Source organism: Roseobacter cerasinus (genome assembly GCF_009811755.1).
Classification (GTDB): domain Bacteria; phylum Pseudomonadota; class Alphaproteobacteria; order Rhodobacterales; family Rhodobacteraceae; genus Roseobacter; species Roseobacter cerasinus.
On record NZ_BLIV01000003.1, the window covers coordinates 573,095 to 598,721 of the forward strand.

Annotated in this window: 23 protein-coding genes and 2 pseudogenes; 15 read left to right on the forward strand and 10 right to left on the reverse strand. The window is 61.0% G+C overall.

The annotated features are described in order from the left end of the window. The first annotated feature begins 214 nt into the window (after window positions 1–214). From So717_RS10275 to ilvN, 6 genes are all read left to right on the forward strand, one after another. On the forward strand, window positions 215–1,636 hold the full coding sequence (locus tag So717_RS10275; RefSeq protein WP_159976838.1) for a cache domain-containing protein: 1,422 nt from the start codon (window positions 215–217) through the stop codon (window positions 1,634–1,636). Beyond that, complete coding sequence (locus So717_RS10280; protein WP_159976840.1) at window positions 1,633–2,274, forward strand: response regulator transcription factor; 642 nt, start codon at window positions 1,633–1,635, stop codon at window positions 2,272–2,274. Before So717_RS10275 ends, So717_RS10280 begins: the two co-directional genes overlap by 4 nt. A 52-nt stretch (window positions 2,275–2,326) precedes the next feature. Continuing rightward, window positions 2,327–3,046 (forward strand): methyl-accepting chemotaxis protein, encoded by a 720-nt coding sequence (locus So717_RS10285; RefSeq protein WP_159976842.1) that lies wholly within the window; start codon window positions 2,327–2,329, stop codon window positions 3,044–3,046. Window positions 3,047–3,365: 319 nt separating this feature from the next. After that, window positions 3,366–5,117, forward strand: a complete 1,752-nt coding sequence (locus So717_RS10290) for an acetolactate synthase 3 large subunit (RefSeq protein WP_159976845.1) — start codon at window positions 3,366–3,368, stop codon at window positions 5,115–5,117. After that, complete coding sequence (locus So717_RS10295) at window positions 5,114–5,710, forward strand: hypothetical protein (protein WP_159976847.1); 597 nt, start codon at window positions 5,114–5,116, stop codon at window positions 5,708–5,710. Before So717_RS10290 ends, So717_RS10295 begins: the two co-directional genes overlap by 4 nt. A 19-nt stretch (window positions 5,711–5,729) precedes the next feature. Next, window positions 5,730–6,290: an acetolactate synthase small subunit gene (gene ilvN / locus So717_RS10300; protein ID WP_159976849.1), complete on the forward strand. Its 561-nt coding sequence runs from the start codon at window positions 5,730–5,732 to the stop codon at window positions 6,288–6,290. 4 nt (window positions 6,291–6,294) lie between these two features. On the opposite strand, the gene So717_RS10305 is transcribed toward ilvN, so the two are convergent. Next, on the reverse strand, window positions 6,295–6,639 hold the full coding sequence (locus So717_RS10305; RefSeq protein ID WP_159976851.1) for a hypothetical protein: 345 nt from the start codon (window positions 6,637–6,639) through the stop codon (window positions 6,295–6,297). Between the two features lie 277 nt (window positions 6,640–6,916). Here So717_RS10305 and So717_RS10310 point away from each other — a divergent pair, with 277 nt between their 5' ends. The 3 genes from So717_RS10310 to So717_RS10320 all read left to right on the forward strand — a co-directional run bounded on the left by So717_RS10310 (window position 6,917) and on the right by So717_RS10320 (window position 9,149). Continuing rightward, window positions 6,917–7,675, forward strand: a complete 759-nt coding sequence (locus So717_RS10310) for a helix-turn-helix domain-containing protein (RefSeq protein WP_238840804.1) — start codon at window positions 6,917–6,919, stop codon at window positions 7,673–7,675. 98 nt (window positions 7,676–7,773) lie between these two features. Next, window positions 7,774–8,934 (forward strand): aromatic ring-hydroxylating oxygenase subunit alpha, encoded by a 1,161-nt coding sequence (locus So717_RS10315; RefSeq protein WP_159976855.1) that lies wholly within the window; start codon window positions 7,774–7,776, stop codon window positions 8,932–8,934. After that, the gene (locus So717_RS10320; protein WP_174239030.1) at window positions 8,931–9,149 is read left to right on the forward strand and encodes a hypothetical protein; all 219 of its coding nucleotides are present in this window, start codon (window positions 8,931–8,933) and stop codon (window positions 9,147–9,149) included. Before So717_RS10315 ends, So717_RS10320 begins: the two co-directional genes overlap by 4 nt. Here the strand turns inward: So717_RS10320 and So717_RS10325 are convergent. From So717_RS10325 to So717_RS10345, 5 genes and pseudogenes are all read right to left on the reverse strand, one after another. Further along, a complete protein-coding gene (locus So717_RS10325) occupies window positions 9,146–9,931 on the reverse strand; it encodes a DUF2189 domain-containing protein (RefSeq protein WP_438810649.1) in 786 nt (261 codons plus the stop codon). The genes So717_RS10320 and So717_RS10325 overlap by 4 nt on opposite strands. A 61-nt stretch (window positions 9,932–9,992) precedes the next feature. Then, window positions 9,993–11,117: a peptide chain release factor 2 gene (gene prfB, locus So717_RS10330; RefSeq protein WP_159976857.1), complete on the reverse strand. Its 1,125-nt coding sequence runs from the start codon at window positions 11,115–11,117 to the stop codon at window positions 9,993–9,995. Between the two features lie 76 nt (window positions 11,118–11,193). Further along, window positions 11,194–13,749 (reverse strand): penicillin-binding protein 1A, encoded by a 2,556-nt coding sequence (locus So717_RS10335; protein ID WP_159976859.1) that lies wholly within the window; start codon window positions 13,747–13,749, stop codon window positions 11,194–11,196. Window positions 13,750–13,846: 97 nt separating this feature from the next. Beyond that, on the reverse strand, window positions 13,847–15,064 hold the full coding sequence (locus So717_RS10340) for an N-acetylmuramoyl-L-alanine amidase (RefSeq protein ID WP_159976861.1): 1,218 nt from the start codon (window positions 15,062–15,064) through the stop codon (window positions 13,847–13,849). Window positions 15,065–15,131: 67 nt separating this feature from the next. Beyond that, window positions 15,132–16,274 (reverse strand): annotated as a pseudogene (locus So717_RS10345) (pyridoxal phosphate-dependent aminotransferase). Between So717_RS10345 and So717_RS10350 the strand changes: the two are divergent. Together So717_RS10350 and So717_RS10355 are read left to right on the forward strand one after the other, a co-directional pair. Further along, a complete protein-coding gene (locus So717_RS10350; RefSeq protein ID WP_238840806.1) occupies window positions 16,273–17,631 on the forward strand; it encodes a M48 family metalloprotease in 1,359 nt (452 codons plus the stop codon). The pseudogene So717_RS10345 and the gene So717_RS10350 sit on opposite strands and share 2 nt — an antisense overlap. After that, window positions 17,631–18,374, forward strand: coding sequence for a DsbA family protein (locus So717_RS10355; RefSeq protein ID WP_159976863.1), 744 nt, complete (start codon window positions 17,631–17,633; stop codon window positions 18,372–18,374). Before So717_RS10350 ends, So717_RS10355 begins: the two co-directional genes overlap by 1 nt. A 21-nt stretch (window positions 18,375–18,395) precedes the next feature. Here So717_RS10355 and ispG read toward each other — a convergent pair whose 3' ends face one another. From ispG to hemA, 3 genes are all read right to left on the reverse strand, one after another. Then, window positions 18,396–19,526, reverse strand: coding sequence for a flavodoxin-dependent (E)-4-hydroxy-3-methylbut-2-enyl-diphosphate synthase (ispG, locus tag So717_RS10360; RefSeq protein ID WP_159976865.1), 1,131 nt, complete (start codon window positions 19,524–19,526; stop codon window positions 18,396–18,398). Window positions 19,527–19,609: 83 nt separating this feature from the next. Further along, entirely contained in the window at window positions 19,610–20,854 is a 1,245-nt protein-coding gene (locus tag So717_RS10365) for a helix-turn-helix domain-containing protein (RefSeq protein ID WP_159976867.1), read from the reverse strand. A 131-nt stretch (window positions 20,855–20,985) separates the two neighbouring features. Further along, window positions 20,986–22,209, reverse strand: coding sequence for a 5-aminolevulinate synthase (gene hemA, locus So717_RS10370; RefSeq protein ID WP_159976869.1), 1,224 nt, complete (start codon window positions 22,207–22,209; stop codon window positions 20,986–20,988). A gap of 227 nt (window positions 22,210–22,436) precedes the next feature. Between hemA and So717_RS10375 the strand changes: the two genes are divergently transcribed. After that, window positions 22,437–23,807: a M20/M25/M40 family metallo-hydrolase gene (locus So717_RS10375; protein ID WP_159976871.1), complete on the forward strand. Its 1,371-nt coding sequence runs from the start codon at window positions 22,437–22,439 to the stop codon at window positions 23,805–23,807. Window positions 23,808–23,865: 58 nt separating this feature from the next. Further along, window positions 23,866–24,738 (forward strand): alpha/beta fold hydrolase, encoded by an 873-nt coding sequence (locus So717_RS10380; RefSeq protein ID WP_238840808.1) that lies wholly within the window; start codon window positions 23,866–23,868, stop codon window positions 24,736–24,738. 48 nt (window positions 24,739–24,786) lie between these two features. Here the strand turns inward: So717_RS10380 and So717_RS22640 are convergent, their stop codons facing one another. Next, on the reverse strand, window positions 24,787–24,897 hold the full coding sequence (locus So717_RS22640) for a helix-turn-helix transcriptional regulator (protein ID WP_159977169.1): 111 nt from the start codon (window positions 24,895–24,897) through the stop codon (window positions 24,787–24,789). A gap of 200 nt (window positions 24,898–25,097) precedes the next feature. Here So717_RS22640 and So717_RS10390 point away from each other — a divergent pair. Next, window positions 25,098–25,259 (forward strand): annotated as a pseudogene (locus So717_RS10390) (IS5/IS1182 family transposase); the annotation flags it as partial. A gap of 99 nt (window positions 25,260–25,358) precedes the next feature. Continuing rightward, on the forward strand, window positions 25,359–25,619 hold the full coding sequence (locus tag So717_RS10395; RefSeq protein WP_159976873.1) for a hypothetical protein: 261 nt from the start codon (window positions 25,359–25,361) through the stop codon (window positions 25,617–25,619). The last annotated feature ends 8 nt before the right edge of the window (window positions 25,620–25,627 follow it).

Below are 25,627 nucleotides of genomic sequence, written 5' to 3' on the forward strand. Positions count from 1 at the left end.
ACAGATCGCGCGGGTCGTTTGAAGTGTGGCCACACTAGCGAGGCGGTTTTCAAATGAAATACCTAGTACTGCGTAGATCGGCGGCATTTGGATCGTTTTGGTCATATTTTTTGGCCGATTTTCGGCTTTGGGCGGCCTGAGTTACCGGGTCGAGGGCTGTCACCGCAGTGGATCGGTCTTTGATTCGGCGCAATTTCGACGTAACCAGACGGCTATGAAACGGCTTGGTGCTCTCTTTCGCCCCAGCTATGCGCAAAAACTGTCGCTGGTGGCCACGATCCCGCTGATTGCAGCGGTGGCCGCGATTGCCGTGCTTGTCGCCTATCAATCGCGCGCCCTGGCTGAGCGTGAGATCCGCGCGTTGGAGACGCAACTGCTTGAGGCCAAGAAGGCCGAGCTGGCCAATTATGTGACCCAGGCGCGCAACGGCTTTTACTTTGTCTATGGCAACGCCGGGCCGGAGGATCGCGCCGCGAAGGATCAGGTCACCCAGATTCTCTCCGCGATGATCTATGGCACGGACGGGTTCTTCTTTGTCTACGACTATGACGGCACCAATCTGGTCAGCCCGCGCCAGACCGAGATGATCAATCAGAACTGGTCGGGCCTGACTGACAGCGAAGGCACCCCGGTTGTGGATGAGATCATCCGTATCGCGCGCTCAGGCGCAGGATACCACAGTTATCTCTGGCCCAAGCCCTCCACCGGCGAAGAGGCCCGCATGATCACCTATGTCACCAGTTTTCCAAACTGGCGGTGGGCTGTGGGCACCGGGGTCTTCATCGACGACGTGTTGGCCACCGTCGCCTCAGCCCGCGCTGATGTGGAGGCGCGGGTGCAGCAGACCTTCTTCTATATTGGTGTCATCACGCTGGCCGCCCTGCTTGCCGTCTTCCTCACGGGCATGGGTTTGAATATCCGCGAACGCCGACTGGCGGATGCCAAGCTCAAGAAACTGACACAAAGAGTGTTGGACGCGCAGGAAGAAGAACGCGGGCGCGTGGCGCGCGAGCTGCACGACGGGATCAGCCAGTTGTTGGTCGGTGTGCGCTATGCGCTCGACACAGCGCGGCGCAAGCTCGACCGGGGCGATGCCACCGCCGGGCAGCCGCTGGAAAAAGGGATCGAGACGCTGGGCGAGGCCATCTCCGAAGTGCGGCGGATCAGCCGCGACCTGCGCCCCGGCGTGCTCGATGACCTCGGGCTCGGCCCCGCGATCAAAGCGCTGGCCGAGGATTTCCAGGAGCGCACCGGCATTGATGTCAGCTTTCAGACCGTGGTCTTCCGCAACCGGCTCGATGGTGAGGCCAAGATCGCCATGTACCGCATCGCGCAGGAGGCGCTGACCAATATAGAGCGTCACGCCCGCGCCAGCCATGTGCGCATTGACCTGCGCGGCCACAAGAAAGGCGCAACCCTGCGGATTGAAGACAATGGCCGTGGCCTGCCGGGCGATGGCCCCACCGGCGGGCTGGGCCTGCGCAATATGCAAGAGCGTGTGGAACAGTTGGAAGGCCAGTTCCGCCTGATCCAGCCACGCGGCGGCACGGGCACGGTGATCGAAGTGAGCGTGCCGCTCTCGCATTTGCTGCCGCCCGAACGTGAAACCTCCGATCGTGGGAAAGTCCCCGCATGACCCCTCTGAAAATCCTGATTGTCGATGACCACCCGATGGTGGCTGAAGGCATCCAGTCGATCCTCGAAAGCTATGACGACATCGATGTGGTAGGCACTTGCAACACCGCGCGCGCCGCAATTGAGCAACTGGCCACGCTCGACCCGGATGTGATCCTCATGGATCTGAACATGCCTGATATGGGCGGGCTGACCGCGACCGAGATCATCCTGGAACAGCGCCCGGGCACCCGCATTCTGATCCTGTCGATGCACGACAGCCCCGAATACATCTCGACCGCGCTCAGCCATGGCGCCATGGGATACGTGCTGAAGGACGTGCCCACCGACGAGATCAAGCAGGCCATCGACGTGGTCATGTCCGGCGAGCGGTATCTCTGCACCGGCGCGCGCGGGTCGCTGGAGCCCAAGGGCGGCGACGCGCGCGAGGCGCTCACCGGGCGCGAACAGACGATCCTGCTGCAACTGGCGCAGGGCAAATCCAACAAGGAAGTGGCCATCGCGCTCGATATCTCGGTGCGCACGGTCGAGACGCACCGCAAGAACATCAAGCGCAAGCTCGGCATTTCCAGCACCGCCGGGCTGACCCGTTACGCACTGGAGCATGGGGTGCTGCAAGGCACCGGAAATCCTTTCTGACAGCGTGGATCTGTTCAAGGACTGTTAAGCAAGAATCGCTTAGACCCAAGGCATGACAGCACCCGCCAAGATATCCCTCTCGGACGCCTCCGCCATAAACGCCCTGCCCTACCGCGCGGCCATCGACCGCGTGGCCACGCTGCGCACGCTTGTTTTACGTATCGGGCTGACCATCAGCCAACATGCGAGCGAAAGCGCGGACGACAAACGCCAGACCTTGCAGGCAGACGTCGATGCCCAGGTCCAGACATTGCGCCAGACCATTGAAGTGCTGCAGGGTACGGCCCATTTTGACGACTTGCCAGAAGCGCTGAGCCATTGGCTGGCCGCGCTCGCCGAAAGCCAGAGCACCGAGATGGCCGTGATCGGGCGCATGGTCAGCCGCACCGATGAGCTTTGTGCCGCACTCCAGCAAGATGGCCCAAGCCCGCAAATATTGGACAGCTACATCGCCTTTGCCGAGCGCGAGTTTTTCGACGCGGTCAGCACCGTGATGGATCACATCTGGGCACAGATGGATGACAACCGCGCAGCACAGCTTGACCGGGCCATGCAGTCCGCCGCACGGCTGGCCGAGGGGTTGAACCGGCTGGAGCGGATCGGGAAATACGTGCGTTCGATGTCGATCAACGCCTCGGTCGAAGCCTCCCGCGCCGGTGAGGCAGGCAAGGGCCTCGTGATCATCGCACAGGAATTCAAGACCCTGGCCGAAGAGGTGCAGGAGCTCACCCTCTCCGCTCGTGAGGACATTCAGACCATCGAGTCGTCCTGATCCGGCCAGATTTGACCTCCGGAAATTCGGAAAATGTCGCCAGGGTGCGTATCAGCGCAAGGAAATGATAAAAAAATCCCTGCCAGCGACATGTTTTTTACTGGATAGGTCCTTGACGGCCCTATCTCCCCCACATAATCTCCGCTCAGCACAAAGGAGCCACCAGGCATGACACGTCTAGTCGTCATTGTAGGAACAACGCGCATGGGCCGATAACGGTAGACCATTCTCTGCCCCATGCGCCCCCGCCAAGATCGGGGGCTTTTTTTTGCCCAAACGGGAGCAAGCGGCCACAACGGGCCAGCACGGAGTGAAAGATATGACACGGCAGATGACCGGAGCAAAAATGATTGTCCAAGCCTTGATCGATCAGGGTGTGGACACCGTCTTTGGCTATCCCGGGGGCGCCGTGCTACCGATTTACGACGAGATCTTTCAGCAAAACGCCATCCGCCACATCCTCGTGCGCCATGAACAGGGTGCTGTGCACGCCGCCGAAGGTTATGCGCGCTCCACCGGAAAGCCCGGCGTGGTGCTGGTGACCTCCGGCCCCGGCGCCACAAATGCGGTCACCGGTCTGACCGATGCCTTGATGGATTCGATACCGCTTATCGTTCTGACCGGCCAGGTGCCCACCTTCATGATCGGCTCTGACGCCTTTCAGGAAGCGGATACCGTGGGCATCACGCGCCCCTGTACCAAGCACAACTGGCTGGTGAAAGAAACCGACGCGCTGTCGGGCGTGATCCACGAGGCGTTCCACGTGGCCACCCACGGCCGACCCGGCCCCGTTCTTGTGGACATTCCCAAGGACGTTCAATTCGCCACGGGCACGTACCACGCGCCCAAACCCTCCGTCTCGCACTATCAGCCGAAGTTGAAGGGCGACATGGAAGAGATCACCGAGCTGGTCGCCGCCATCGAGAAGGCCAAAAAGCCTGTCTTCTACACCGGCGGCGGTGTGATCAACTCCGGCCCTGCGGCCAGCCAGCTCTTGCGCGAGCTTGTCAAAGTCACGGGCTTTCCGATCACGTCCACGCTCATGGGGCTGGGCAGCTACCCGGCCTCGGGCGAGAACTGGCTGGGCATGTTGGGCATGCACGGGCTCTACCAGGCCAATATGGCGATGCATGATTGCGACCTGCTGATCAACATCGGCGCCCGCTTCGACGACCGGATCACCGGACGCATCGACGCCTTCAGCCCCAAGTCGATCAAGGCGCATATCGACATCGACCCGTCATCGATCAACAAGGTCATCAAGACCGACATCCCGATCGTGGGCGATGTGGGCCATGTGCTGGAAGATATCCTCAAGGTCTGGAAGTCGCGTGGGCGCAAAACCAACGCAGAGGCGCTGGCCAAGTGGTGGGCGCAGATCGAGGAGTGGAAGGCGGTAGACTGTCTGAAATTCGAGCAAACCGGCAAGATCATCAAACCGCAGCATGCGCTGGTGCGGCTCGAAGAGCTGACCAAGAAGCACGACCGCTACGTCTGCACCGAAGTGGGCCAGCACCAGATGTGGGCCGCGCAGTATCTGGGTTTTGAGGATCCCAATCGCTGGATGACCTCCGGGGGTCTGGGCACCATGGGCTACGGCTTCCCGGCCTCCATCGGGGTGCAAATGGCGCACCCCGATGCGCTGGTGATCAACGTGGCGGGTGAGGCCAGCTGGCTGATGAACATGCAGGAGATGGGCACGGCGGTGCAGTACCGCCTGCCGGTGAAACAGTTCATTCTGAACAACGAACGCCTTGGGATGGTGCGCCAATGGCAGGAGCTCTTGCACGGCGAGCGCTATTCCCAAAGCTGGTCGGAGGCCCTGCCCGACTTTGTGAAGCTGGCCGAGGCCTTCGGCGCGAAAGGCATCATCTGCTCTGATCCGGATGACCTCGACGATGCGATCATGGAGATGATCAATCACGATGGCCCGGTGATCTTCGACTGTCTTGTCGAGAAGCACGAGAACTGCTTCCCGATGATCCCTAGCGGAAAGGCCCACAACGAAATGCTGCTTGGCGAAGCCGAGACGCAAGGGGTGATTGATAGCAAGGGGAGCGTTTTGGTGTGACGCATCAATTCAGGCTTGCCGCCCTAGCCGCTATCGGTGTTGCACTTGCCGGTTGCACTACAGTGTCGGAGCAAATGCCCCAAAAGGTCATAAGACAACACTCCGACGTTCAGCTCTCACAGGAAAGCGTCCTAAAGTTCAACGAATTCAAAAGCTACAACTTCTTTGCTGCGATGTACGTAACTGAAGAAGGTGACGGCGGCGGCCGAGCCGGAGGCGCGCCTACCTTGAGTGATGCAAAGCGAATCTCGCAGTCTATGTGTGAAGCGTACAATCCCGGTGATCGCTGTATATTACTATCCACAGTGGAGCCTGCTGATGCCTCCAAGACCGAGGAGTTGCCAAAGCATATCTTCGATGCGCTCACAAGAGCGCGGTCCAGAACAACTGAAGGAAACTACTTTGCGCTCGCCTTCACACCGAGTGGACAATTCGGAACAGCCTTCAACTATTCCTCCATTGGCGAAGCGAAACGAACTGCTTTGCTTGAGTGTGAAACGGCCGCCGCAAGGTCACGTAGCAACGATACAATCACCGAAGCGAAGGCCAACTCAAAGGCGGGCAGCTACAAGTGCCAACTCTACAACCTGTGACAGAAACGGAAGATCGACGATGTCTCCTTTGAAAATCAAAAAAGGCGCCACCAGCCATTCCGCTTATAACCTCCGTCCCACCTTCTCGGACGTGGTGGAACGCCACACGCTGGCGGTTCTGGTCGAGAATGAACCTGGGGTTCTAGCGCGGGTTATCGGCCTCTTCTCCGGGCGCGGCTACAACATCGATAGCCTGACCGTCGCGGAAGTGGATCACACCGGGCATCTTTCCCGCATCACCATCGTGACCTCCGGCACGCCGCAGGTGATCGAGCAGATCAAGGCGCAACTGGGGCGGATCGTTTCCGTGCATGACGTACATGACCTGACCGTCGAAGGCGCGAGCGTTGAGCGGGAATTGGCCATGTTCAAGGTCGTGGGGCAAGGCGACAAACGGGTCGAAGCGTTGCGGCTGGCCGATATCTTCCGCGCCAATGTGGTCGACAGCACGCTCGAAAGCTTTGTGTTCGAGATCACCGGAGCGCCTGACAAGATTGACGCTTTCGCAGATCTGATGCGCCCCCTGGGCCTGACTGACGTGGCGCGCACTGGCGTTGCAGCCCTGTCTCGGGGAGAGTAGGCGCCTAGGCCTCTGATACTTTCAGCACATCTGTGTGTTGCACGACTCTGCGGGGCGCGAAGGGAATGACTTTCGCGCCTCGGTCTGACAGCGCCGTGCTCTGCGCACTTTGACGCAGCGCGTCAGGAAGCCCGACACCCGCCTGCTCCAACACCAGCCTGGGATTGTGCGCTCGGCGCATGGAGGCCTGCACCTCCATATCAAATTGCACCACGTCACCGGCATCAAAAAACGCATCTGACTGAAAAATGTCATCGGCTGAATTCAGAAACGCCAAATCCCCTTGATCTTCGCACCAAATCACCGCTTTGCGGTCCGATGCGTCGCTCCATAGAACAACGCCAATCATGTTTGCATCCAATCCTTGTACCCTTACCTATATTGGTACCAAGAAGTTAACGTCACAGCACATGATAAAATGAGCACCGTACGCTTGGAATTTGTGTCGCTCTGACCTAAGCTTGACACAAATATGATCGGCAACTGACGCTAAATAGCATCACTATTCTCGACAAAGCCGAAAAACCGTAGTGCCGATGCCGTACCGGGAGGTATGCTTGACGGCAGGACATGACAAAGGGACGTGGATGTCTTTGACCGCCAGATCACCAGCGCAGCTGCGCAGCATGTTCGGATCCAACCTGCGCACGCTGGCCGCCGAATACACCTCCGTCTCGGCCCTGGCGCGCGATCTCGGGATCAACCGAACGCAGTTCAACAGATACCTCAGCGGTGAAAGCTTTCCCCGGCCTGACGTGCTGGCGCGGATCTGCGAGTTCTTTGCAGTAGACGCCCGTGTCCTGCTGGAACCGGTGGAGCAAATCAGCCCGGGCACCGGCCCGATCTCCAGCGAATACCTGCGGGACTTTATGGGCCCCACGGTGCAGCCCATCTCGGAAGAGGATCTGCCAAGCGGTTTTTACCAGTTTGCGCGGCGCAGCTTTGTGCGCGGCGATCAATATGTCCGCGGGGTGGTGCTGATCAAACGAGATGGCGACAACACGTTTCTGCGCGGCTTTGAGCCCAAGGTGGCCATGGCCATGCAGGGCATTCCCGCAGCGGCACGGGCGCGCGAGTATCGCGGGTTCATCATGCACATCGAAGACGGCTTTGCTGCGACGGTCGCCCGTCGAAACGCGATGACCGCCTCGTTCAACTATCTCAGCCGCGTGACCTCCTTCCAGAACAACTTCTGGGTCGGCTATGTCGCGCGTACCGTGCGCGAAAGCTCCTCCAGCACGCGGATGACCCGGCTGGTCTATGAATACATCGGGCAAGATCTCTCACGGGCCCTGTCCTGCGCGCGCAAGGCCGGATTCTGCCAGTTGGACGATCTGATGCCGTTCCATCAGCGGTTGCTCCAGCCCAACGACCCGTTCCGTTAGGTCCAAATCATGTCGGCGCGGGAAAACTCGCGTCGTTTTGAGCACGGCATCGCGTGGGAAATGCCGTACCCTTCCTGCATCAGGAAGGGAGTGCTGACATGGACCACCCATTTGATGATCTGGCGACCGTCCGCCGCCCCATAGCCGAGGCCAACGGGCTGCCCAATGCGCATTACACCGACCCGGATGTGTTTGAAGCGGAGGGCCCCGCGCTGCTTCATGCGGGCTGGTCCGGTCTGGCGGTGGAGGCGGATGTTCCGGAGATTGGAGACGCGATCCCCCTCAGCTTTCTGGGCATGCCGCTGCTGCTTCTGCGCGATCGGGATGGCCGGGTCAGGGTGTTTCAGAACATCTGCCGGCATCGCGGCATGGTGCTGGTGTCGGAACCGCGCAAGATCGAAGGGGCGATCCGCTGCCCGTATCACAGCTGGTGTTATGCCACTGACGGGCGCCTGGTCAGCACACCGCATGTGGGCGGCCCCGGGCATAATCACCACGCGGGCATCGACCGCAGCAGCCTTGGTCTGATCGAGGTGCGCAGTCACATCTGGCTGGGCGTGGTCTGGATCAACATCTCGGGCACCGCGCCCAGCTTCGAAGAGGCCAACGCCGATCTTCTGGCCCGCTGGGCGGAGTTTAATACGCCGCTCTATCATGGCGGTGCAGACAGCCGCTTTACACTGGAGGTTGCCTGCAATTGGAAGCTCGCGGTGGAGAATTACTGCGAAAGCTATCACCTGCCCTGGGTGCATCCCGGGCTCAACAGCTATTCGCGCCTGGAAGATCACTACCATGTTGAACAGCCGGGCTGCTTCTCCGGACAAGGCACGCGGGTCTATCGCCAGATCACCGGTGAGACCGGCGGCGTTTTCCCCGATCTTGCCGGTCTGAGCCCCAAGTGGGACACTGCCGCAGAATACATCGCCGCCTTTCCCAATGTCCTGCTGGGCGTGCACCGGGACCATGTCTTTGCCATCATCCTTGAGCCGCGGGGCACCGGGCGGACGAAGGAGCACGTGCATCTCTTTTACGCCACATCCAACACTGACGATGCTCTGCGCAGGCGAAATGCGGCGCAGTGGAAGGAGGTGTTTGTCGAAGACATCTTTGTGGTGGAGGGCATGCAGCGCGGCCGCCATGCGGTGTCCTTCGACGGCGGGCGGTTCTCGCCGGCGATGGATGGGCCGACGCATCTGTTTCACGCCTGGGTGGCGGAGCGGCTCTGCGCCGGTCAAGACACACGGCGCGCCGCCGAATGATCGATCTCGACGCGCAGCTCATGGCTGCGCATGCGGACGGAGACAAGACCGCCTTGGCCGTGCTCTATGAACGGGCTGCAGCAGAGGCTGCCCATGACAACGCCCGCGCCTTTTACTTGACCCAGGCCTATGTGTTTGCCCTCGAAACAAACGCGCCTCAAGCGCCAGCCTTACGAGCGCTTTTGGTTCAGATGGGCCGAGATACGCCCGCCTAAGCGGCGCTCGTCAGGCGACGATAGAGGTGCCAGGACGCGTGCCCAAGCCAGGGCAGCACGATCCAAAGCCCCAGAAACCCCGGCAGCAGCGCCGCAAAACTCAAAACCGCAATCACCGCAGCCCAGGTCAGCATGACCAAAGGCGCATCGCGCACCACGCCAAAGCTAGTGATCATCGCCGTGATGAAATCAATCTCACGATCCAACAGCAGTGGCAGGCCGATCACGGACATCGCATAGATCAACAGCGCAAAGACGGCGCCCACCAAGGTGCCAAAACCCAGCATGCTCAACCCATTTAAGGTGAGAAACACCTCGTAAGAGCTTGAAATATTTGTCATTGTGCTCAGACCAAGGAAAAGCGCAAAGATCATATGCCCGAGGAAAAACCAGAACAGGAAGATCACCACCATCATGGTGCAAAGCGACGGCAGTTGCCGCAGGCGTTGTTGCCAGATCACCCCGAACACGGCTTTGGCAGGCACCGGCAGGCCCAGATCCAGACGGCGGGACACCTCGTAGAGCCCAACGGCGGCAAAGGGGCCCAACAGCGGAAATCCAATCGCCGCCAGCACCAGCCAGAAGGTGTGACCCGTTAGGGATGTGATACCGACCATCATCCACCCCGCCAGAATGTAGAAACTGGCAAAGGTCAGCCCGTAGAAGGGATGGCGGCGAAAGTCTCGCGCGCCGCGTGTCAGCGCTGCTTTCAGGTCGTCAAAACGTGCTGTTCTAAGCTCGGGCGCGCCGATATTCATCTCGGCCGTTGCGGCTGATGCCATGTCGAATCCTCCCTCGTGTCCTCCACGGAGAGTATAGCATGGCTCAGCGCGGGAAGGGCAGTCAGCCGCTCTGCGCTTCGGCCCGTGTCTTGCCCGACACATCCAGCGCGAGGGTTGCCCCCATCAGCCCATCAAGATCCCCATCAAGCACACCCTTGGTATCCGAAGTCTCGAAGTTCGTGCGCAGGTCTTTCACCATCTGGTAGGGCTGCAGCACGTAGGAGCGGATCTGGTTGCCCCAGCCCGCGTCCCCCTTGTTTTCATGCGCCTCGTTGATGGCCGCGTTGCGCCGGTCCAGCTCCAACTGGTAGAGCCGCGATTTCAGCGCCTTCATGGCAATATCACGGTTCTGGTGTTGCGATTTTTCGGAGCTGGTCACCACGATGCCCGTGGGGTGGTGAGTGATCCGCACCGCAGAATCGGTGGTGTTCACGTGCTGACCACCCGCACCGGAGGAGCGGTAGGTGTCGATGCGAATATCCGCCGGGTTCACCTCGATATCGATATTGTCATCCACAACCGGGTAGACCCAGACCGAAGTAAAAGACGTGTGCCGCTTGGCCGCCGAATCGAAGGGCGAGATGCGCACCAGCCGGTGTACGCCGCTTTCAGACTTGAGCCAGCCATAGGCGTTCTGGCCGCTGATCTTATAGGTCGCCGATTTGATCCCGGCCTCGTCACCGGCACTTTCGGCCTGCAGCTCGACCTTGTAGCCCTTCTTCTCGGCCCAACGAACATACATACGCGCCAGCATCGACGCCCAGTCACAGCTTTCGGTGCCGCCTGCCCCGGCGTTCACTTCGAGGAAGGTGTCATTGCCATCAGCTTCCCCATCGAGCAGCGCTTCAAGCTCTTTCTGAGCTGCCTTCTCTTCCAGAGCCTTCAGCGCCGCTTCGGCGTCGGATACAACCTCGTCATCCTCTTCCATCTCACCGAGTTCAATCAGTTCGATGTTGTCCGCAAGGTCCTGCTTGATGCTTTCATAGGTCTCCATCGCGTCGACCAGCATCTGCCGTTCGCGCATCAGCTTCTGTGCCGCATCGGGATCATCCCACAGGTTCGGGTCCTCGACGCGGGCGTTGAATTCCTCCAGCCGGAATTGCGCCGTCTCCACATCGAGACGCTGCGCCAGAAGCTCCAGCGACTTTTCGATTTTCTCAACGGTATTTTGTGCGTCGGCGCGCATGATCGAAGCCTTTGACCTGAGGTGTGACCGCCGTGATAAACCAGCCCCCCGCCAGCGGCAAGGGAGCATGGCGCCGCTAGTACAAGCCGCCTGAGCTGAGCGTGCCGAAGTCCGCCTTGGGCCCTACGGTCGCCGTCTCGCCGGTCGAGGTTGTGACTTGCTCAGTCTGGCGCGCGCCAACCTCGGCCACCAGTGGCAAGTTCTGCCCCATGGCAAAGCCACCATCATAGGTGATGCCAAAGATCGGCTGCTCCCCATCACGGAAGTATTCCGCCACAACGGTCTCACCGCTCGCATCGTTGCTAAGGCGCGCGCCAGTGAACCGGTCGATTTTGATGAAGCTGCCACCTGGCGGAACCTCGAAAGGCCCCCCGCCATACTTCATGGTGGCTTCCTGCATGAAGGCCTGGAACACAGGGCCACACATGCTGCCGCCCGCCGCACCGCGCCCGAGGCTGCGCGGCTGGTCATAGCCGATGTAGCAGCCCGCCACGATGTTGCTGGTGAAGCCCACAAACCAAACATCCTTGGCGTCATTTGTCGTGCCGGTCTTGCCGGCCGTCGGCACTGGCAGGTTCACGGTGCGCGCCGCCGTGCCGCGATCCACCACGCCGCGCATCATCGATGTCAGCTGGTAGGCGGTGATCGGGTCCATGACCCGCTCCCGATTTGAGACGATGTTGGGCGCCAGACCCGCCTGAAGAAGCGGTCGCGCGCAGTCTTCGCACTGGCGCCGGTCATGGCGGTAGATCGTCTTGCCGTAACGGTCCTGCACGCGGTCGACCAGCGTGGGCCGCACCCGCTCGCCGCCGTTGGCGAACATCGCGTAAGCCGCCACCATCTGGTAGAGCGTCGTTTCCTCCGACCCCAGCGAGTTTGCCAAGAAGGTGCCCATGTTGTCGTAGACGCCGAAGCGCTCGGCATAATCCGCCACCACGTCCATGCCGATCTGTTGCGCCAGCCGGATCGTCATCAGGTTCCGCGATTTTTCAATCCCGGTGCGCAATGGCGTGGGCCCGTAAAACTCGCGCGTGGAGTTGCGGGGTCGCCAGAGACCCTGCGGCGTATTCACCTCAATGGGCGCGTCCACAACGATGGTCGCGGGGGAATAGCCGCTGTCGAGCGCCGCCGCATAGACAAAGGGTTTGAAGCTCGACCCCGGCTGTCGCTTGGCCTGCGTCGCGCGGTTGAACACGCTGGACTGATAGGAAAACCCGCCCTGCATGGAGATCACACGGCCTGTGTTCACGTCCATCGCGACAAAGCCGCCCTGCACTTCGGGCACCTGCCGCAAGGACCAGCGCACAAAGCTGCCATCGTCATCCGAAGTGGTCGCACGCACATGTACGACATCGCCGACCTCAAGCAGGTCTCCGGCGACCTTGGCTGTGTTGCCGGTTGTGCCGTCCTGCGACCGTTTGCGCGCCCAGGTCACATCCTGTGCGGCGATGAAATGGCCGTCTTCGTCTTCGCGCACACCTTCGATGCCAATACGCGCATCATTGCTGCCGACCTCCAGCACCACCGCCGGGTACCACGGGCCATCAAGTTCTATATCGCGGGCCATCTCGGTTGCGGCCAGCGCCGCGCGCCAGCTCTCCTCGGTTTCCAGCTGGGCCGGGTCGAGCTTCACCCGCGCCTCACGCCAGATCCCACGGCTGCGGTCGTATTTCTCCAGCTCGCGGCGGAGCGCTTCAGCGGCGATGGGCTGCATCTCCTGATCGATCGTGGCGCGCACGGTCAGACCCCCCGTGAAGAACTCGCCCTCGCCGAAGTCTTCGGTCAGCTGGCGGCGGATCTCATCGGTGAAGTAGTCTCGGGGCGGCAACTCGGCCTTGAAGCTCTCGAAATCGCCATTCTGGACGGACCGCAGCGGCGCGTTCAGCTCAGACAGCAACGTCTCCTGACTAATATAGCCGTTCTCCATCATCTCCTTCAGAACAAAGTTCCGACGCGCCAGCAGACGCTCCTTCTGGCGCACTGGATGATAGTCGCTGGGCGCTTTCGGCAAGGACGCGAGAAACGCTGCCTCATGCGGCTCCAGATCGCTGAGCGGCTTGTTAAAGTAAGTCTGGCTGGCCGCCGCCACGCCATAGGAGTTCTGACCGAGGAAAATCTCGTTCAGATAAAGCTCCAGGATCTGCTCCTTGGTCAGCGTCTCTTCGATGCGCGACGCCAGTATGATCTCTTTGATCTTGCGCTCCGCGCGCCGGTCGCCAGACAGCAGGAAGTTCTTCATCACCTGCTGCGTGATCGTGGACGCACCCCGCACATCCTGCCCGCGCGACATCACCGCATCATAGGCCGCCGCCGCGATCCCACGCAGATCATAGCCGTCGTGCTGGTAGAAATTCTTATCTTCTGCCGAGATGAAGGCCTGTTTGACCAGATCGGGAATGGTCTCTGCCGGGGCGAAAAGCCGCCGCTCCTTAGCGAATTCATCGATGATCTGGCCCTGGCCCGAATAGATCCGACTGATTGTAGGCGGCGCATATTGCGCCAGCGACTCGTGGCTGGGCAGATCGCGCCCATACATCCAGAACACGGCCCCTACGGTCAACGCGACCATGAACACCGCCATAGTGACCGTGGTGAAAATGCCGCCGAAAAAAGAGAGAATAAACCGAAACACCGTGAAACCGCGCCTGTTCTAGGACCTGTGGGTTACATATAGGGACTGCATGAGGCCCCGTCAAAACACGAAACGGACGCAGGACCCCTGCGGCGGGCTACCGCTGCACCAGCGGGCGCTTGGCCTCATCCGCATCCCGCCAGGCCAGGATCGCCGCCACCAGACCATCCACCATGGCCGCGCGCCAGACCGGATCGCGCAAATTGGCGAGATCACGCGGGCTCGACAGAAACCCCACCTCGACCAGAGCGGAGGGAATATCGGCGGACTTCAGCACGGAAAACCCCGCTTGCCGCAGCGGGCGGTTGTTCATGGGCCCGCCCACCTCATCCAGCCCGGCAACAATAGAGCGCGCCAGCGCCTCGGATCTTGGCGCTGTCTCCTGCCGCGCGAGATCGAGCAGCACGCCCGCCACCTCGTCATCCGCGCCCGTGAGATCGGCCCCCGCGATGATGTCCGCGCGGTTGTGACGCGCCGCCAGATGGGCGCTGGCGGTGTCGCTGGCCTCATCCGACAAGGTGTAGACTGTGGCACCCTCGGCCCCGCCCTGGCTCAGCGCATCGGCGTGTAACGACAGGAAGAGATCCCCGCCCGCCCGGTGCGCGATGGCCACGCGCGCCCGCAGGGACACAAAGACATCGCTCTCCCGGGTCAGCACCACATCAACATCCGCCGCGCGCAACAGCGCCTCGCGCAGATCAAGCGCGATCTTGAGCATCAGTTCCTTCTCGTTGACATTCTCCCGCTCGGCGCCGGGATCAATGCCGCCATGACCGGGGTCAATGACCACAACGAAGCGGTCACTTCGGCCCGACGGTTTGCTGCCCTCTGGCAAGTCTTGCGGCCACAATGTGCTGTCCGGCACACCCGATTTGGCGGCAAAGACCTCCTCCGAAACCCTGGCCAAGTCCATGTTCAGAACCGCCCGGCCAGAGGCCTCATCTAGCGTCATGCCAATCTCATCGGGCAAATACGTGTCGGACAAATCCGCCACCAGCCGGGACCACCCCGGCTGGAACGCGCCAAAGCGCACCGCGTGCACCGGGCTGCGCCCGTCCGACAGGTCATCGGCGCGCACGCCGGACCAGTCAACCTCGCGAAAATCCATGACAAGGCGCGGCGGGTCCGCCAGCGTGAAAACGCGATAGGGCACACCCTGGCTGAGGTGCAGGCTGAACTCCGCACCGCCAAACCAACCTTTTTGCACACCGCTTTGTGCTGCATCCACGCGCGCGATGGCCGACATCTCCTGCGCGGGCGCAGGCGCGGACAGGGCCAGCAGGCTGGCTGCCAGAAAGAAAAAATGCCGGATCATGGGCTGCTCTGCCACTGCGTGTTTTGCGAGCAGTCTAGCAAAAGCGTGCCTGCGTTGGAATCCCTGTTCAGCGCCGCGCCATGAAGTCCTTGAGCCGCGCCAGACCTTCCTCGATATCTTTAGTGCTGCGCGCATAGGAAAACCGCAGCGTCTGGCGGCCCCGGCTTTGGTCAAAGTCAAGACCGGGCGTGACCGACACCCCGGCCTGTTCCAGGATCTCGGCTGCGAAGGCCTGGCTGTCCTTGGTCAGGTCGGACACATCCGCTTAGACATAAAACGCGCCATCCGGCGGTGCGATCTTGTCAAAGCCCGCGTCCGGCAAACCGGCCAGCATCAGCGCGCGATTGCGGCTGTAAACCTCAAGATTGGTCTGCAGTTCCTCTTCGGCGTCCAGGGCGGCAAGGGCCGCGATCTGACTGGCATGCGGCGCGCAAATGAACATGTTCTGTGCAATCCGCTCGACGATGCGCACGTGATCCTCGGGCACCACCATCCAGCCGATGCGCCAACCCGTCATGGAGAAATATTTGGAGAAGGAGTTGATCACATAGGCCTCATCGGTGATCTGCAACGCCGTGACGGCCTTCGCCTCATATTCGATGCCGTGATAGATCTCGTCCGAGATGAACGACGCGCCCTGCCCTTGCGCAGCTTCGATCAAAGCCCGCATAGCAGACGCATCCAGCATCGTGCCTGTCGGGTTCGCCGGTGAGGCCACCAGCAAGCCCGCGAGATCCAGCCCCTGCAGATCAGCCGGTACCGGCTGATATCGGTGGTTCAGCGCCGTGGGGATATCGACGGGCTGCAAATCCATCGCCCGCAGAATCTGCCGGTAGCTGGGGTAGCCCGGCGCACCGATACCCACCCGGTCGCCCGTGTCGAAAAGCGCCGTGAAGCTGAGCAGGAACCCGCCGGAGGAGCCAGGCGTGATGACGACGCGGTTCGGGTCAAGATCCACATCATACCACTGCCCATAAAGCTGCGCGATCCGGGCGCGCAAGGCGGGCAGGCCCAAAGCCACCGTATAGCCAAGCGGGCCTGTCTGCATCGCCTGCGCCAACGCCTGCGTCGCGGCCTTTGGGGCGCCTGTCCCGGGCTGCCCGACCTCCATGTGAATGACATGCCGCCCGGCGTCTTCGAGACGCCGCGCCGCCTCCATCACATCCATCACAATGAAGGGATCGACCCCGGACCGCCTTGAACTCCGCATGAAATCGCTCCAGTCTTTTCCCATGGTCTTTCACCTTGTCTTTCGATTGGCGTCAATCCCGGCCCTGCTGCTCTGGCTCATGGCCGTGCCGTTGCAGGCGCAGGGGCTGTTGCGCGATGCGGATATCGAATACGGGCTGAAACAACTGGCGACCCCGATCCTCAGCGCCGCCGGTCTCAGCCCCTCGCGGGTCAAGATACTGGTGGTCAACAACGCGTCGCTGAACGCCTTTGTGGTCAGCAATGATGCGATTTTTCTGCACTATGGCCTGATCAACAAGCTGCAATCGGCGCCGATGCTGCAAGCGGTGATCGCGCATGAGGCCGCACATATCGCCAATGGGCATATCACGCGGCGCATGACCAATCTGGCGAGCGCGCGTACAGCCGCGGGTCTGGGGACAGCGCTGGCGGTTGCAGCGGCAGCGGCGGGCGCGGGCAGCGCCGCGGGTGGCATCGCACTTGGCACGCAAAGCTCCGCACAGGCGCGGTTTTTCAAACACACCCGGGCCGAGGAGGCCGCAGCCGATCAATCCGGCATCCGGTACATGAAGGCGGCGGGGGTCGACCCGCAAGGCATGGCCGACGTGCTGAGCATCTTTCGCGGTCAGGAAGTGCTGTCCGAATCCCGGCAAGACCCCTATCTGCGCAGCCATCCCCTCTCCCGCGACCGGTTTCGCGCCGTCGAAGGGTTTGTGGCCGCCTATGGCAACACCGGCGCACCCCATGCGGATGCCGCCTATTGGTTTGCACGGGTCAAGGGCAAGCTCAGCGCCTATACCCGCGCGCCCAAATGGACCCTGCGCCGGGTGAACGAGACGCCTTATGCCGATGTGCGCCTGCTGCGCGAGGCCATCGCGGAACATCGCCAGTCTCGGACCAAACAGGCACTTCGCGCCATTGATGCCGCCATTGCACAGCGACCAAGTGACCCGTTTCTGCACGATCAGCGCGGGCAGATCCTGCTGGAGACGCGGAATTTTGCAGCTGCAGCCGCCGCTTATGGCCGGGCCGTGCAGCTGGCTCCCAATGACGCCCTTGTACTCTCCGGCTATGGCCGGGCCCTCTTGGCTAATGACGACATCAAGCGCGCGCGGCAAGCGCTTGAAAAAGCGCGCACAATCGATTTTCGAGATGGGTCCATGCTGCGCGATCTATCTGTCGCTTACGCGCGCTCGGGCCAGACAGGTATGGCCGCGCTGGTGACGGCTGAACGCTACGCCCTGACCGGTCGGCTGGAAGATGCTGGCATTCACGCAAAACGCGCTGTGGGGTTGCTGCCCGAAGGCAGCGGCTCTTGGCAACGGGCGCAGGATGTGTTGATTGCATCCGAACGCGCCGAAAAACGGAGACGATAATGCTCAAACGCTTTGCCCTGCCCGCCTTGCTGGCCTTTGCCCTTCCGGCTGCGGCCCTCGATCTCGGCACTATGAGTGATGAGGAACGGGCACAGTTTCGCGCCGAGGTTCGCGCCTATCTGATGGACAATCCCGAAGTGATCATGGAAGCCGTGCAGGCGCTTGAAAATCGTCAGGCTGAGGCTCAGGCCCAGGCGGATCTAACGCTGGTCTCCGATCATGCGGAGGCGATTTTCAACGACGGGTTCTCCTTTGTCGGCGGCAACCCGGACGGCGATATCACTCTGGTGGAGTTCATGGACTACCGCTGCGGGTTTTGCAAACGCGCCTATGGCGAGGTCGAAAAGCTGTTGGAATCCGATGGCAACATCCGCTTCATCGTGAAGGAATTCCCGATCTTGGGCGAGCAATCACTTTTGGCGTCGCGTTTTGCCATCGCAACCCGGCAGCTGGAGGGGGACGAGGCCTATAAATCGCTGCATGACGCACTGATGGAGTTCAACGGCGAGATCACCCTGCCCGCCCTGCGCCGCCTGTCCACGACCTACGATCTGGATGCGGACGCAATTGAGGCCCGCATGGACGATGAAGAGGTGACGGAGGAAATCCGCAAAACGCGCGCTCTGGCGCAGCAGTTGCAGATCACCGGCACGCCGACATTTGTGATGCATGACGAAATGCTGCGAGGCTTTTTGCCCTACGATCAGATGCGCGCGATGGTCGAAGAGAAGCGGGACCTCTAGAGCACTCGCCAACAGCGCGGCTTACTCAGCCGCGCTTGCCATGCGGGCTTCGGCGTCCAGCTCTGCTGCTTTGCGCTCCACCTGCTCGACAATGTGATCGACCATCTCGTCATTGTTAAGCTTGTGGCTTTGTTTGCCTGCAAGATACACCATGCCTGACCCGGCGCCGCCGCCCGTAAAGCCAACATCCGTCATCAACGCCTCACCGGGGCCGTTCACGACACAGCCGATGATGCTGAGGCTCATGGGTGTTTTGATATGCTCCAGCCGTTTTTCGAGCTTTTCGACCGTCTTGATCACGTCAAATCCCTGACGGGCGCAGCTGGGGCAACTGATGATGTTCACACCACGGTGGCGCAGCCCCAGGGATTTCAGAATCTCATAGCCGACCTTGACCTCTTCAACCGGGTCCGCAGAGAGGCTGACCCGGATGGTATCGCCGATCCCCATCCAGAGCAGATTGCCAAGGCCAATGGCAGATTTGATGGTGCCCGAGGTCAGCCCACCCGCTTCGGTGATGCCCAGGTGGATAGGCGCATCCGTCGCCTCGGCCAGTTGCTGGTAGGCGGCGGCCGCCATGAAAACGTCCGAGGCCTTGCAGCTGATCTTGAATTCGTGAAAATCATTGTCCTGCAGGATCTTGATGTGATCGAGCCCGGATTCCACCATCGCGTCAGGACACGGCTCGCCGTATTTGTCGAGCAGATGTTTCTCAAGGCTGCCCGCGTTCACGCCGATCCGGATGGAGCAGTTGTAATCGCGCGCCGCCTTGATCACCTCTTTCACGCGGGTCTCGTCGCCAATATTGCCGGGGTTGATCCGCAGACAGGCGGCACCGGCCTCGGCTGCTTCGATCCCACGTTTGTAGTGGAAATGGATGTCCGCCACGATGGGGACGGAGACCTCCGGCACAATCTGACGCAGCGCCTTCGACGAGGCTTCATCCGGCACCGAGATCCGCACGATATCGGCCCCTGCATCGGCAGCGGCCTGCACCTGCGCGATGGTGGCTTTCACATCCGTGGTCAGCGTGTTTGTCATGGTTTGCACGGTGATGGGCGCGTCACCCCCCACCGGAACATCGCCCACCATGATCTGTCGGGAGGTGCGGCGGTAAATGTTCCGCCACGGACGCACGTGATTCAAAGACATCGGGCAACCCCTCGCCAAAAAGCTCTTGTCCATCAAAATAGACAGTCACGGCGGTGGTCGCAATGGCAGGTTTTCGACGTTGGCTACTGATCAGCCACTGTATTCAGGGGGGTCTGCAATTCCACCACAGTGGTGGCCAGCGCCTCGTCGGCGGCCAGATCAGCCACAGCATATCGGGCCTTCAACTCGTCGACGGCAAGGGGAAGGTTGGACGTCACTGCTCCGGTCTCGCCAACGGGGCCAAAGTATTCACCGCTCAGAGCAAAGTAGATGGCGCCGCTTTCACCGGTGCGCAGGGTTGGCGGCACCTCGGACGACGGTGCATCCCAAGTGTCCCCCGGCTCCATGATGGTCTCAAAAATCACGGTTCCATCGGCTGCGGTCACACGCACCCAGGACGGCCGTACAGCAACCATGCGCAGTGCAGGGCCGGGTTCTTCCACCACCTGCGGCACTGGGGCTGGAACGTCGAGCGCTGAGGCAATGTCGTCATCGATGGCACCAGCCAGACTTTCGCGCGGCGGCGCTACGTCTTCCTCGATCCGCAGCTGCGCAAAACTGCCGAAGGAGCTGGGGTCAATTGTCGAGATTGGAGCATCGCGCGCCACCAGCACCGGAACATCCAGCGCCTGCGGACGATAGAGCCGATCCAGCGCCTCCGCGCGCGGCTGGTCCACTGTGCTGCCCGGTGCCGCGCTGGTCTCACTCGGCGCGGTTGTCAGAACACCATCCAAAGGATCAAGATCGGATAGGACGATCGGCGTCTGCTCAACAGGCGCCACCTGCACGCGCTGGACCTCTTGCAACACCGAATATCCGCCAAACCCGATGGCACCGATCAGCGCCAGCAGCAGCAGAGACGAGCCAACAGCACTTGGTTCAATGCCGGAGAAAAACCCCTCTCGCGTTGGGACAAAGGGTGTGCCGGGGCGGTTGAACATATCCGCATCGGCTGATTTGACGGCGCGCACATCTTGGCCCGGTTTTTTCACGACGGAGGCTTTGGATGACATCCCGTGCGCGACGGCAAAGCCACTTTCCGTGCAAAACGTCTCAAAGGCGTCATCGGGGTTCATACCAAGGTAGCGCGCATAAGATCGCACGTAGCCTGCAATGAAACCCGGGGTGTCGAACGCATCGGGGTCGCAGTTCTCAATCGCGGCAATGTAGGCGGCTTTGATGCGCAGTTCGCGTTGGACGTCGAGAAGGGATTTGCCCATCGTGGCCCGCTCGCCACGCATGACATCACCGAGACGCAATTCGAAGTCGTCGAACCCTTTGCGTTCGACGTCCTCCTTCACCCTTTCAGAGCGCCTGCGCCCAATCATACCGCTGCCCCGTGTCTACCCCGTGCCTGCCCAACATTGTGTCAGACCATGAATCGTCCCCACGATTCGTATCTGACCTGTTGTTTATGTTAGGTTAACACAAGACAATCGCAAATTCACCTGACGAGAAGTCAGCCAACCTGCTCGGCACGATTTAGCGCACAATGCGACCACAGCGAATCCATCGCCTGCACCAGCGCATCGATCTCTTTCGGGCCATGCACCGGCGACGGGGTGAAGCGCAAACGCTCGGTTCCACGCGGCACGGTCGGATAGTTGATCGGCTGCACGTAGATCCCGTGATCCTCCAGCAACATGTCGCTGAGCATCTTGGTGTGCACCGGGTCGCCCACCATCACAGGCACGATATGGCTGCCATGATCGATGATCGGCAGGCCAAGGCCTTTCAACCGCAGTTTCAGGATTTTCGCCTGTGTCTGGTGCTGCTCGCGCAACTCGGGCGCGCGTTTGAGGAACGCCACGGAGGCCGCAGCGCCCGCTGCCACGGCGGGCGGCAGGGAGGTCGTGAAAATGAAACCGGGCGCGTAAGACCTTATGGAATCACACATTTTCGCCGAAGCCGCAATATATCCGCCCATCACGCCAAAGGCTTTGGCCAGCGTTCCGTTGATCATGTCGAGCCGGTGCATCAGCCGGTCACGCTCGGCGACACCAGCACCGCGTGGACCATACATGCCAACCGCGTGCACTTCGTCAATGTAGGTCAGCGCGCCGAATTCTTCGGCCAGATCGCAAATGTCCTCGATGGGCCCGAAATCGCCATCCATGGAGTAGATCGACTCGAAGGCGATCAGTTTCGGCGCGGCGGGATCATCCGCCTCCAGCAGCTCCCGCAGATGGGCGACATCATTGTGGCGGAAGATGCGCTTGGCCCCGCCGTTGCGACGCACCCCTTCGATCATCGAGGCATGGTTCAGCGCGTCGGAATAAATGATTAAACCTGGAAACAACTTCGGCAGTGTGGACAAGGTCGCGTCATTTGCAATGTAGGCAGAGGTGAACAGCAGCGCTGATTCCTTGCCGTGCAGGTCGGCAAGCTCCGCCTCCAACCGCTTGTGGTAGACGGTGGTGCCGGAAATGTTGCGTGTGCCACCGGAGCCTGCGCCGGTGGCGTCAATGGCCTCGTGCATCGCCTCCAGCACAACCGGATGCTGCCCCATGCCCAGATAGTCATTGCCGCACCACACGGTCACGTCCTGGGTCGAGCCGTCGGGGCGGGTACGGGTGGCATGTGGAAAATGGCCATTGTGCCGCTCGATATCGATGAAGGTTCTGTACCGGCCTTCTTCGTGCAGACGGGCAATGGCCTGATCCAGCTTGTCGTCGTAGCTCACCCGGTGTCTCCTTTATCTGATCCCCGGGCCGTGTCTTGCCTTTGGAATCTTTCTAATCTGTCAATATAGACCCCAAACTAGAGGTTCAATATCCTTAGGGTGCGCACCATGTCGCAGCTTTGACATACATCAATTGGTCTTATGCCTGTGTGAATTGCTTCACAGGCTTCCCGCTTGCCCCTGCGCACGCCGCTGATACGGTCACCCCAAATCAAAGGAGCCCCCCGATGTCCCTCGACGCTGTTCTATCCAAAATCGATACAGACCTGCCTGCGGCCACGGACCGTCTGATGGCGCTGTTGCGTATTCCGTCAATCTCTACCGACCCGGCCTACAAAGCCGATTGTGACCGGGCGGCGGATTGGCTGGTGGCGGATCTGAACAGCCTCGGGATCAAGACGGAGAAGCGGGCGACACCGGGCCACCCGATGGTGGTTGGTCATCTCGACGGGCCTGGCCCGCATCTGCTGTTCTACGGGCACTACGACGTGCAGCCGGTCGACCCGCTGGAGCTGTGGGACAATGACCCGTTCGATCCGCGCATCGAAGAGACACCCAAGGGAGAGGTGATCCGTGGGCGTGGGTCGTCGGATGACAAAGGCCAGCTGATGACCTTCATCGAGGCCTGTCGCGCCTGGAAGGCGGTGCATGGCACCCTGCCCTGCAAGCTCACGTTTTTCCTCGAAGGGGAAGAGGAAAGCGGCTCGCCCTCGCTTGTGCCTTTCATGAAGGAGAACGCGGAGGAGCTGACATCGGACCTCGCGCTGATTTGCGACACCGGGCTTTTTGAGAGCAAGACGCCGGCCATTGTGACGATGTTGCGCGGTCTGCTCGGAGAAGAGCTAACCATCACGGGACCCAGGATTGATCTGCATTCAGGCATGTACGGCGGGGTGGCCATCAATCCCGTCCGGGTGCTGTCGCGGATCATCGCGGCGCTGCATGACGATCAGGGCCGGATCACGGTGCCGGGTTTCTACGACGGTGTTCCGGAGCTGCCCGACGAGATCGAGGCGCAGTGGCAGGGGCTGGCCTTTGATCATAGCGCTTTTCTCGGGGATGTGGGGCTGTCGCACCCGGCGGGTGAACAGGACCGCACGCCGCTGGAGATGATCTGGTCGCGGCCGACCTGCGAGGTGAACGGCATCTGGGGCGGCTATACAGGCGATGGGTTCAAAACGGTGCTGCCGTCCGAGGCTCATGCCAAGATCAGCTTTCGGCTGGTGGGCACGCAAGATCCGCTGAAGATCCGCGAGAGCTTCCGTGCCATGGTGCGCGAGATGCTGCCTGAGGACTGCGAGGTCAGCTTCCAAAGCCATGGCGCGGGTGCCGCCTCCGTGACGGAGACGTCGGACCCAAGCTTCGAGGCCGCGCGGCAAGCGCTCAGCGATGAATGGCAAGTGCCTGCGGCCTACGTGGGCTGTGGCGGCTCGATCCCCATTGCCGGGCATTTTCAGAACATCCTCGGCACCACGCCCATGCTTATCGGCTTTGGCAAGGACGATGACGCGCTGCATTCCCCCAATGAGAAATATGACATGGAGAGCTTTCACAAGGGGATCCGAAGCTGGGCCCGCGTGCTGGCGGCGCTCACATGAGCGTGGCCCAGGGGCGGCCTGAAGCCCGCCCGACCTGCCTGGTCAACGGGCAGCGCCAGTGACCGCGCGGTCCGCTCCGCTCTTTGCCGATGTGAACAGGCAGCGGATCTGCTATCGCAGCACTGGCAGCGGGCCACCGGTGCTGTTGCTGCACGGTTTTCCGCAAACTCACGTAATGTGGGAGCCTGTGGCCGCGCGGCTGGCGCGCCGGTTCACGGTGATCACACCGGATCTGCGTGGGTATGGCGACAGCAGCAAGCCTGCGGGCACGGAGCCCTACAGCTTTCGTCACATGGCGCAGGATCAGCTGGCCCTGATGGAGCAGCTCGGCCACGCGCAGTTTTATGTGGTTGGCCACGATCGCGGCGGGCGCGTGGGCCATCGGCTTGCGCTCGACGCGCCCCATCGCGTTCTGAGCTTGTCGCTCCTCGACATCGTGCCGACACATCACCTGCTGGAGTCGCTGACGCGGCAGGTGGCCACAGCCTACTATCACTGGTTCTTTCTGGCGCAACCCTACCCTTTTCCGGAGACCATGATCGGCCATGACCCGGACGCCTACTTCGAGAGCTGCCTGCTGGGGTGGGGTGCGGCGCGGCTGGAGGATTTTGACACGGAGACCTTGGAGGCCTATCGCCGCGCCTGGCGCGATCCGGAGGCGATCCGGGGCATGTGTGCCGACTATCGCGCGGCGCTGCAGTATGACTTTGATCTCGATGCGGCTGATCTGGAACGGCGCGTGTCCTGCCCGGCTCTGGTGCTCTATGGGGCTGATGGTGCGATGGCGCGCGCCTATGACATTCCAGCCACCTGGTCGGACCGGTTGCGCAATATGCGCAGCGCGGCTGTGCCCGGCGGGCATTTCTTTGTGGATCAGTCTCCCGAAGAGACAGCAAAGGCGCTTTCAGGCTTTCTTGAGGAGAGCGCCTGAGTCCTCCATCTCACCGCTCTTGCGGTATTGGGACGGGATCATGCCCACCTACTGTCGAAACGCGCGATAGAACGCCGAACGCGAGTTAAAGCCCGCATCGAAGGTGATGGTCAGGATGGACGCATCCGTTGCCACCAGACGCGTTTTGGCGACTGCGATCCGATGTTCACATAGTCAAAGAAGTTCCGCCCCAGATCTTCATTCAAGGCCTGAGAGACGGCGTGCCGCTTGCCGCCGATCCTCTCAGCCAGATCCCACAAAGACAGATCCGGGTTCTGTTAAAGCTAATCTTGTGTCATCGTGGCCTCGATCGTGGCCGCGGTGCGGGACAGCGAACTTGCTGCGCCCCTCCGCGCCAACCGGTGAAATACGACAAGCGTTGCTACAAACGGCGTAACCGGATCGAGATCATGTTTTGTAGGCTGAAAGACTGGCGACGGGTCGCAACACGATACGACCGCTGTCCGAAGCTCTTCCTGTCAGCCATCGCCCGCGCCGCATTCATCATCTGTTGGATGTGAGCCCTGGGCCCGCGCCGTTGCTGCATCGGCTTGCGCGGTGGACAAGAGCACCTTTTGCAGTATGCCGCACAAACGTGTCCACCTTTGCAAGCGCCAGGGGTGAAAATGATTTTGATCATGCCCAATGACCCGCAATCCGCTGTTGGCGATCCCCAAAACAATGGTGATGAAAGCCCGTTGAAACTACAGGCAGAGCGTTTCTTGCGAAATGCCCGGGCTTATGACGTCCATCTCGTGGCTGACTGGGTTGTCTGGTTTGCTATGTCTACTTCATATCCGCCGACGTCGCATCTTGGCCTTCGTTGGAAAGACATCGCAAAAGCTGATTTCATGCTTAACAGCTCCAACTATCCTCGTTAACGTCGTCG

Bases quoted from the DNA above. Each gene is read 5' to 3' on its own strand.
- So717_RS10280 (WP_159976840.1), top strand. From the start codon at position 1,633: ATGACCCCTCTGAAAATCCTGATTGTCGATGACCACCCGATGGTGGCT.
- prfB (WP_159976857.1), bottom strand. From the start codon at position 11,117: ATGCGCGCCGACGCACAAAATACCGTTGAGAAAATCGAAAAGTCGCTG.
- So717_RS10365 (WP_159976867.1), bottom strand. From the start codon at position 20,854: ATGATTGGGCGCAGGCGCTCTGAAAGGGTGAAGGAGGACGTCGAACGC.
- ilvN (WP_159976849.1), top strand. From the start codon at position 5,730: ATGTCTCCTTTGAAAATCAAAAAAGGCGCCACCAGCCATTCCGCTTAT.
- So717_RS10350 (WP_238840806.1), top strand. From the start codon at position 16,273: ATGAAATCGCTCCAGTCTTTTCCCATGGTCTTTCACCTTGTCTTTCGA.
- So717_RS10310 (WP_238840804.1), top strand. From the start codon at position 6,917: ATGTTCGGATCCAACCTGCGCACGCTGGCCGCCGAATACACCTCCGTC.
- So717_RS10275 (WP_159976838.1), top strand. From the start codon at position 215: ATGAAACGGCTTGGTGCTCTCTTTCGCCCCAGCTATGCGCAAAAACTG.
- So717_RS10320 (WP_174239030.1), top strand. From the start codon at position 8,931: ATGATCGATCTCGACGCGCAGCTCATGGCTGCGCATGCGGACGGAGAC.
- So717_RS10375 (WP_159976871.1), top strand. From the start codon at position 22,437: ATGTCCCTCGACGCTGTTCTATCCAAAATCGATACAGACCTGCCTGCG.
- So717_RS10315 (WP_159976855.1), top strand. From the start codon at position 7,774: ATGGACCACCCATTTGATGATCTGGCGACCGTCCGCCGCCCCATAGCC.
- So717_RS10325 (WP_438810649.1), bottom strand. From the start codon at position 9,931: ATGGCATCAGCCGCAACGGCCGAGATGAATATCGGCGCGCCCGAGCTT.
- ispG (WP_159976865.1), bottom strand. From the start codon at position 19,526: ATGTCTTTGAATCACGTGCGTCCGTGGCGGAACATTTACCGCCGCACC.
- So717_RS10355 (WP_159976863.1), top strand. From the start codon at position 17,631: ATGCTCAAACGCTTTGCCCTGCCCGCCTTGCTGGCCTTTGCCCTTCCG.
- So717_RS10340 (WP_159976861.1), bottom strand. From the start codon at position 15,064: ATGATCCGGCATTTTTTCTTTCTGGCAGCCAGCCTGCTGGCCCTGTCC.
- So717_RS10305 (WP_159976851.1), bottom strand. From the start codon at position 6,639: ATGATTGGCGTTGTTCTATGGAGCGACGCATCGGACCGCAAAGCGGTG.
- So717_RS10285 (WP_159976842.1), top strand. From the start codon at position 2,327: ATGACAGCACCCGCCAAGATATCCCTCTCGGACGCCTCCGCCATAAAC.
- So717_RS10290 (WP_159976845.1), top strand. From the start codon at position 3,366: ATGACACGGCAGATGACCGGAGCAAAAATGATTGTCCAAGCCTTGATC.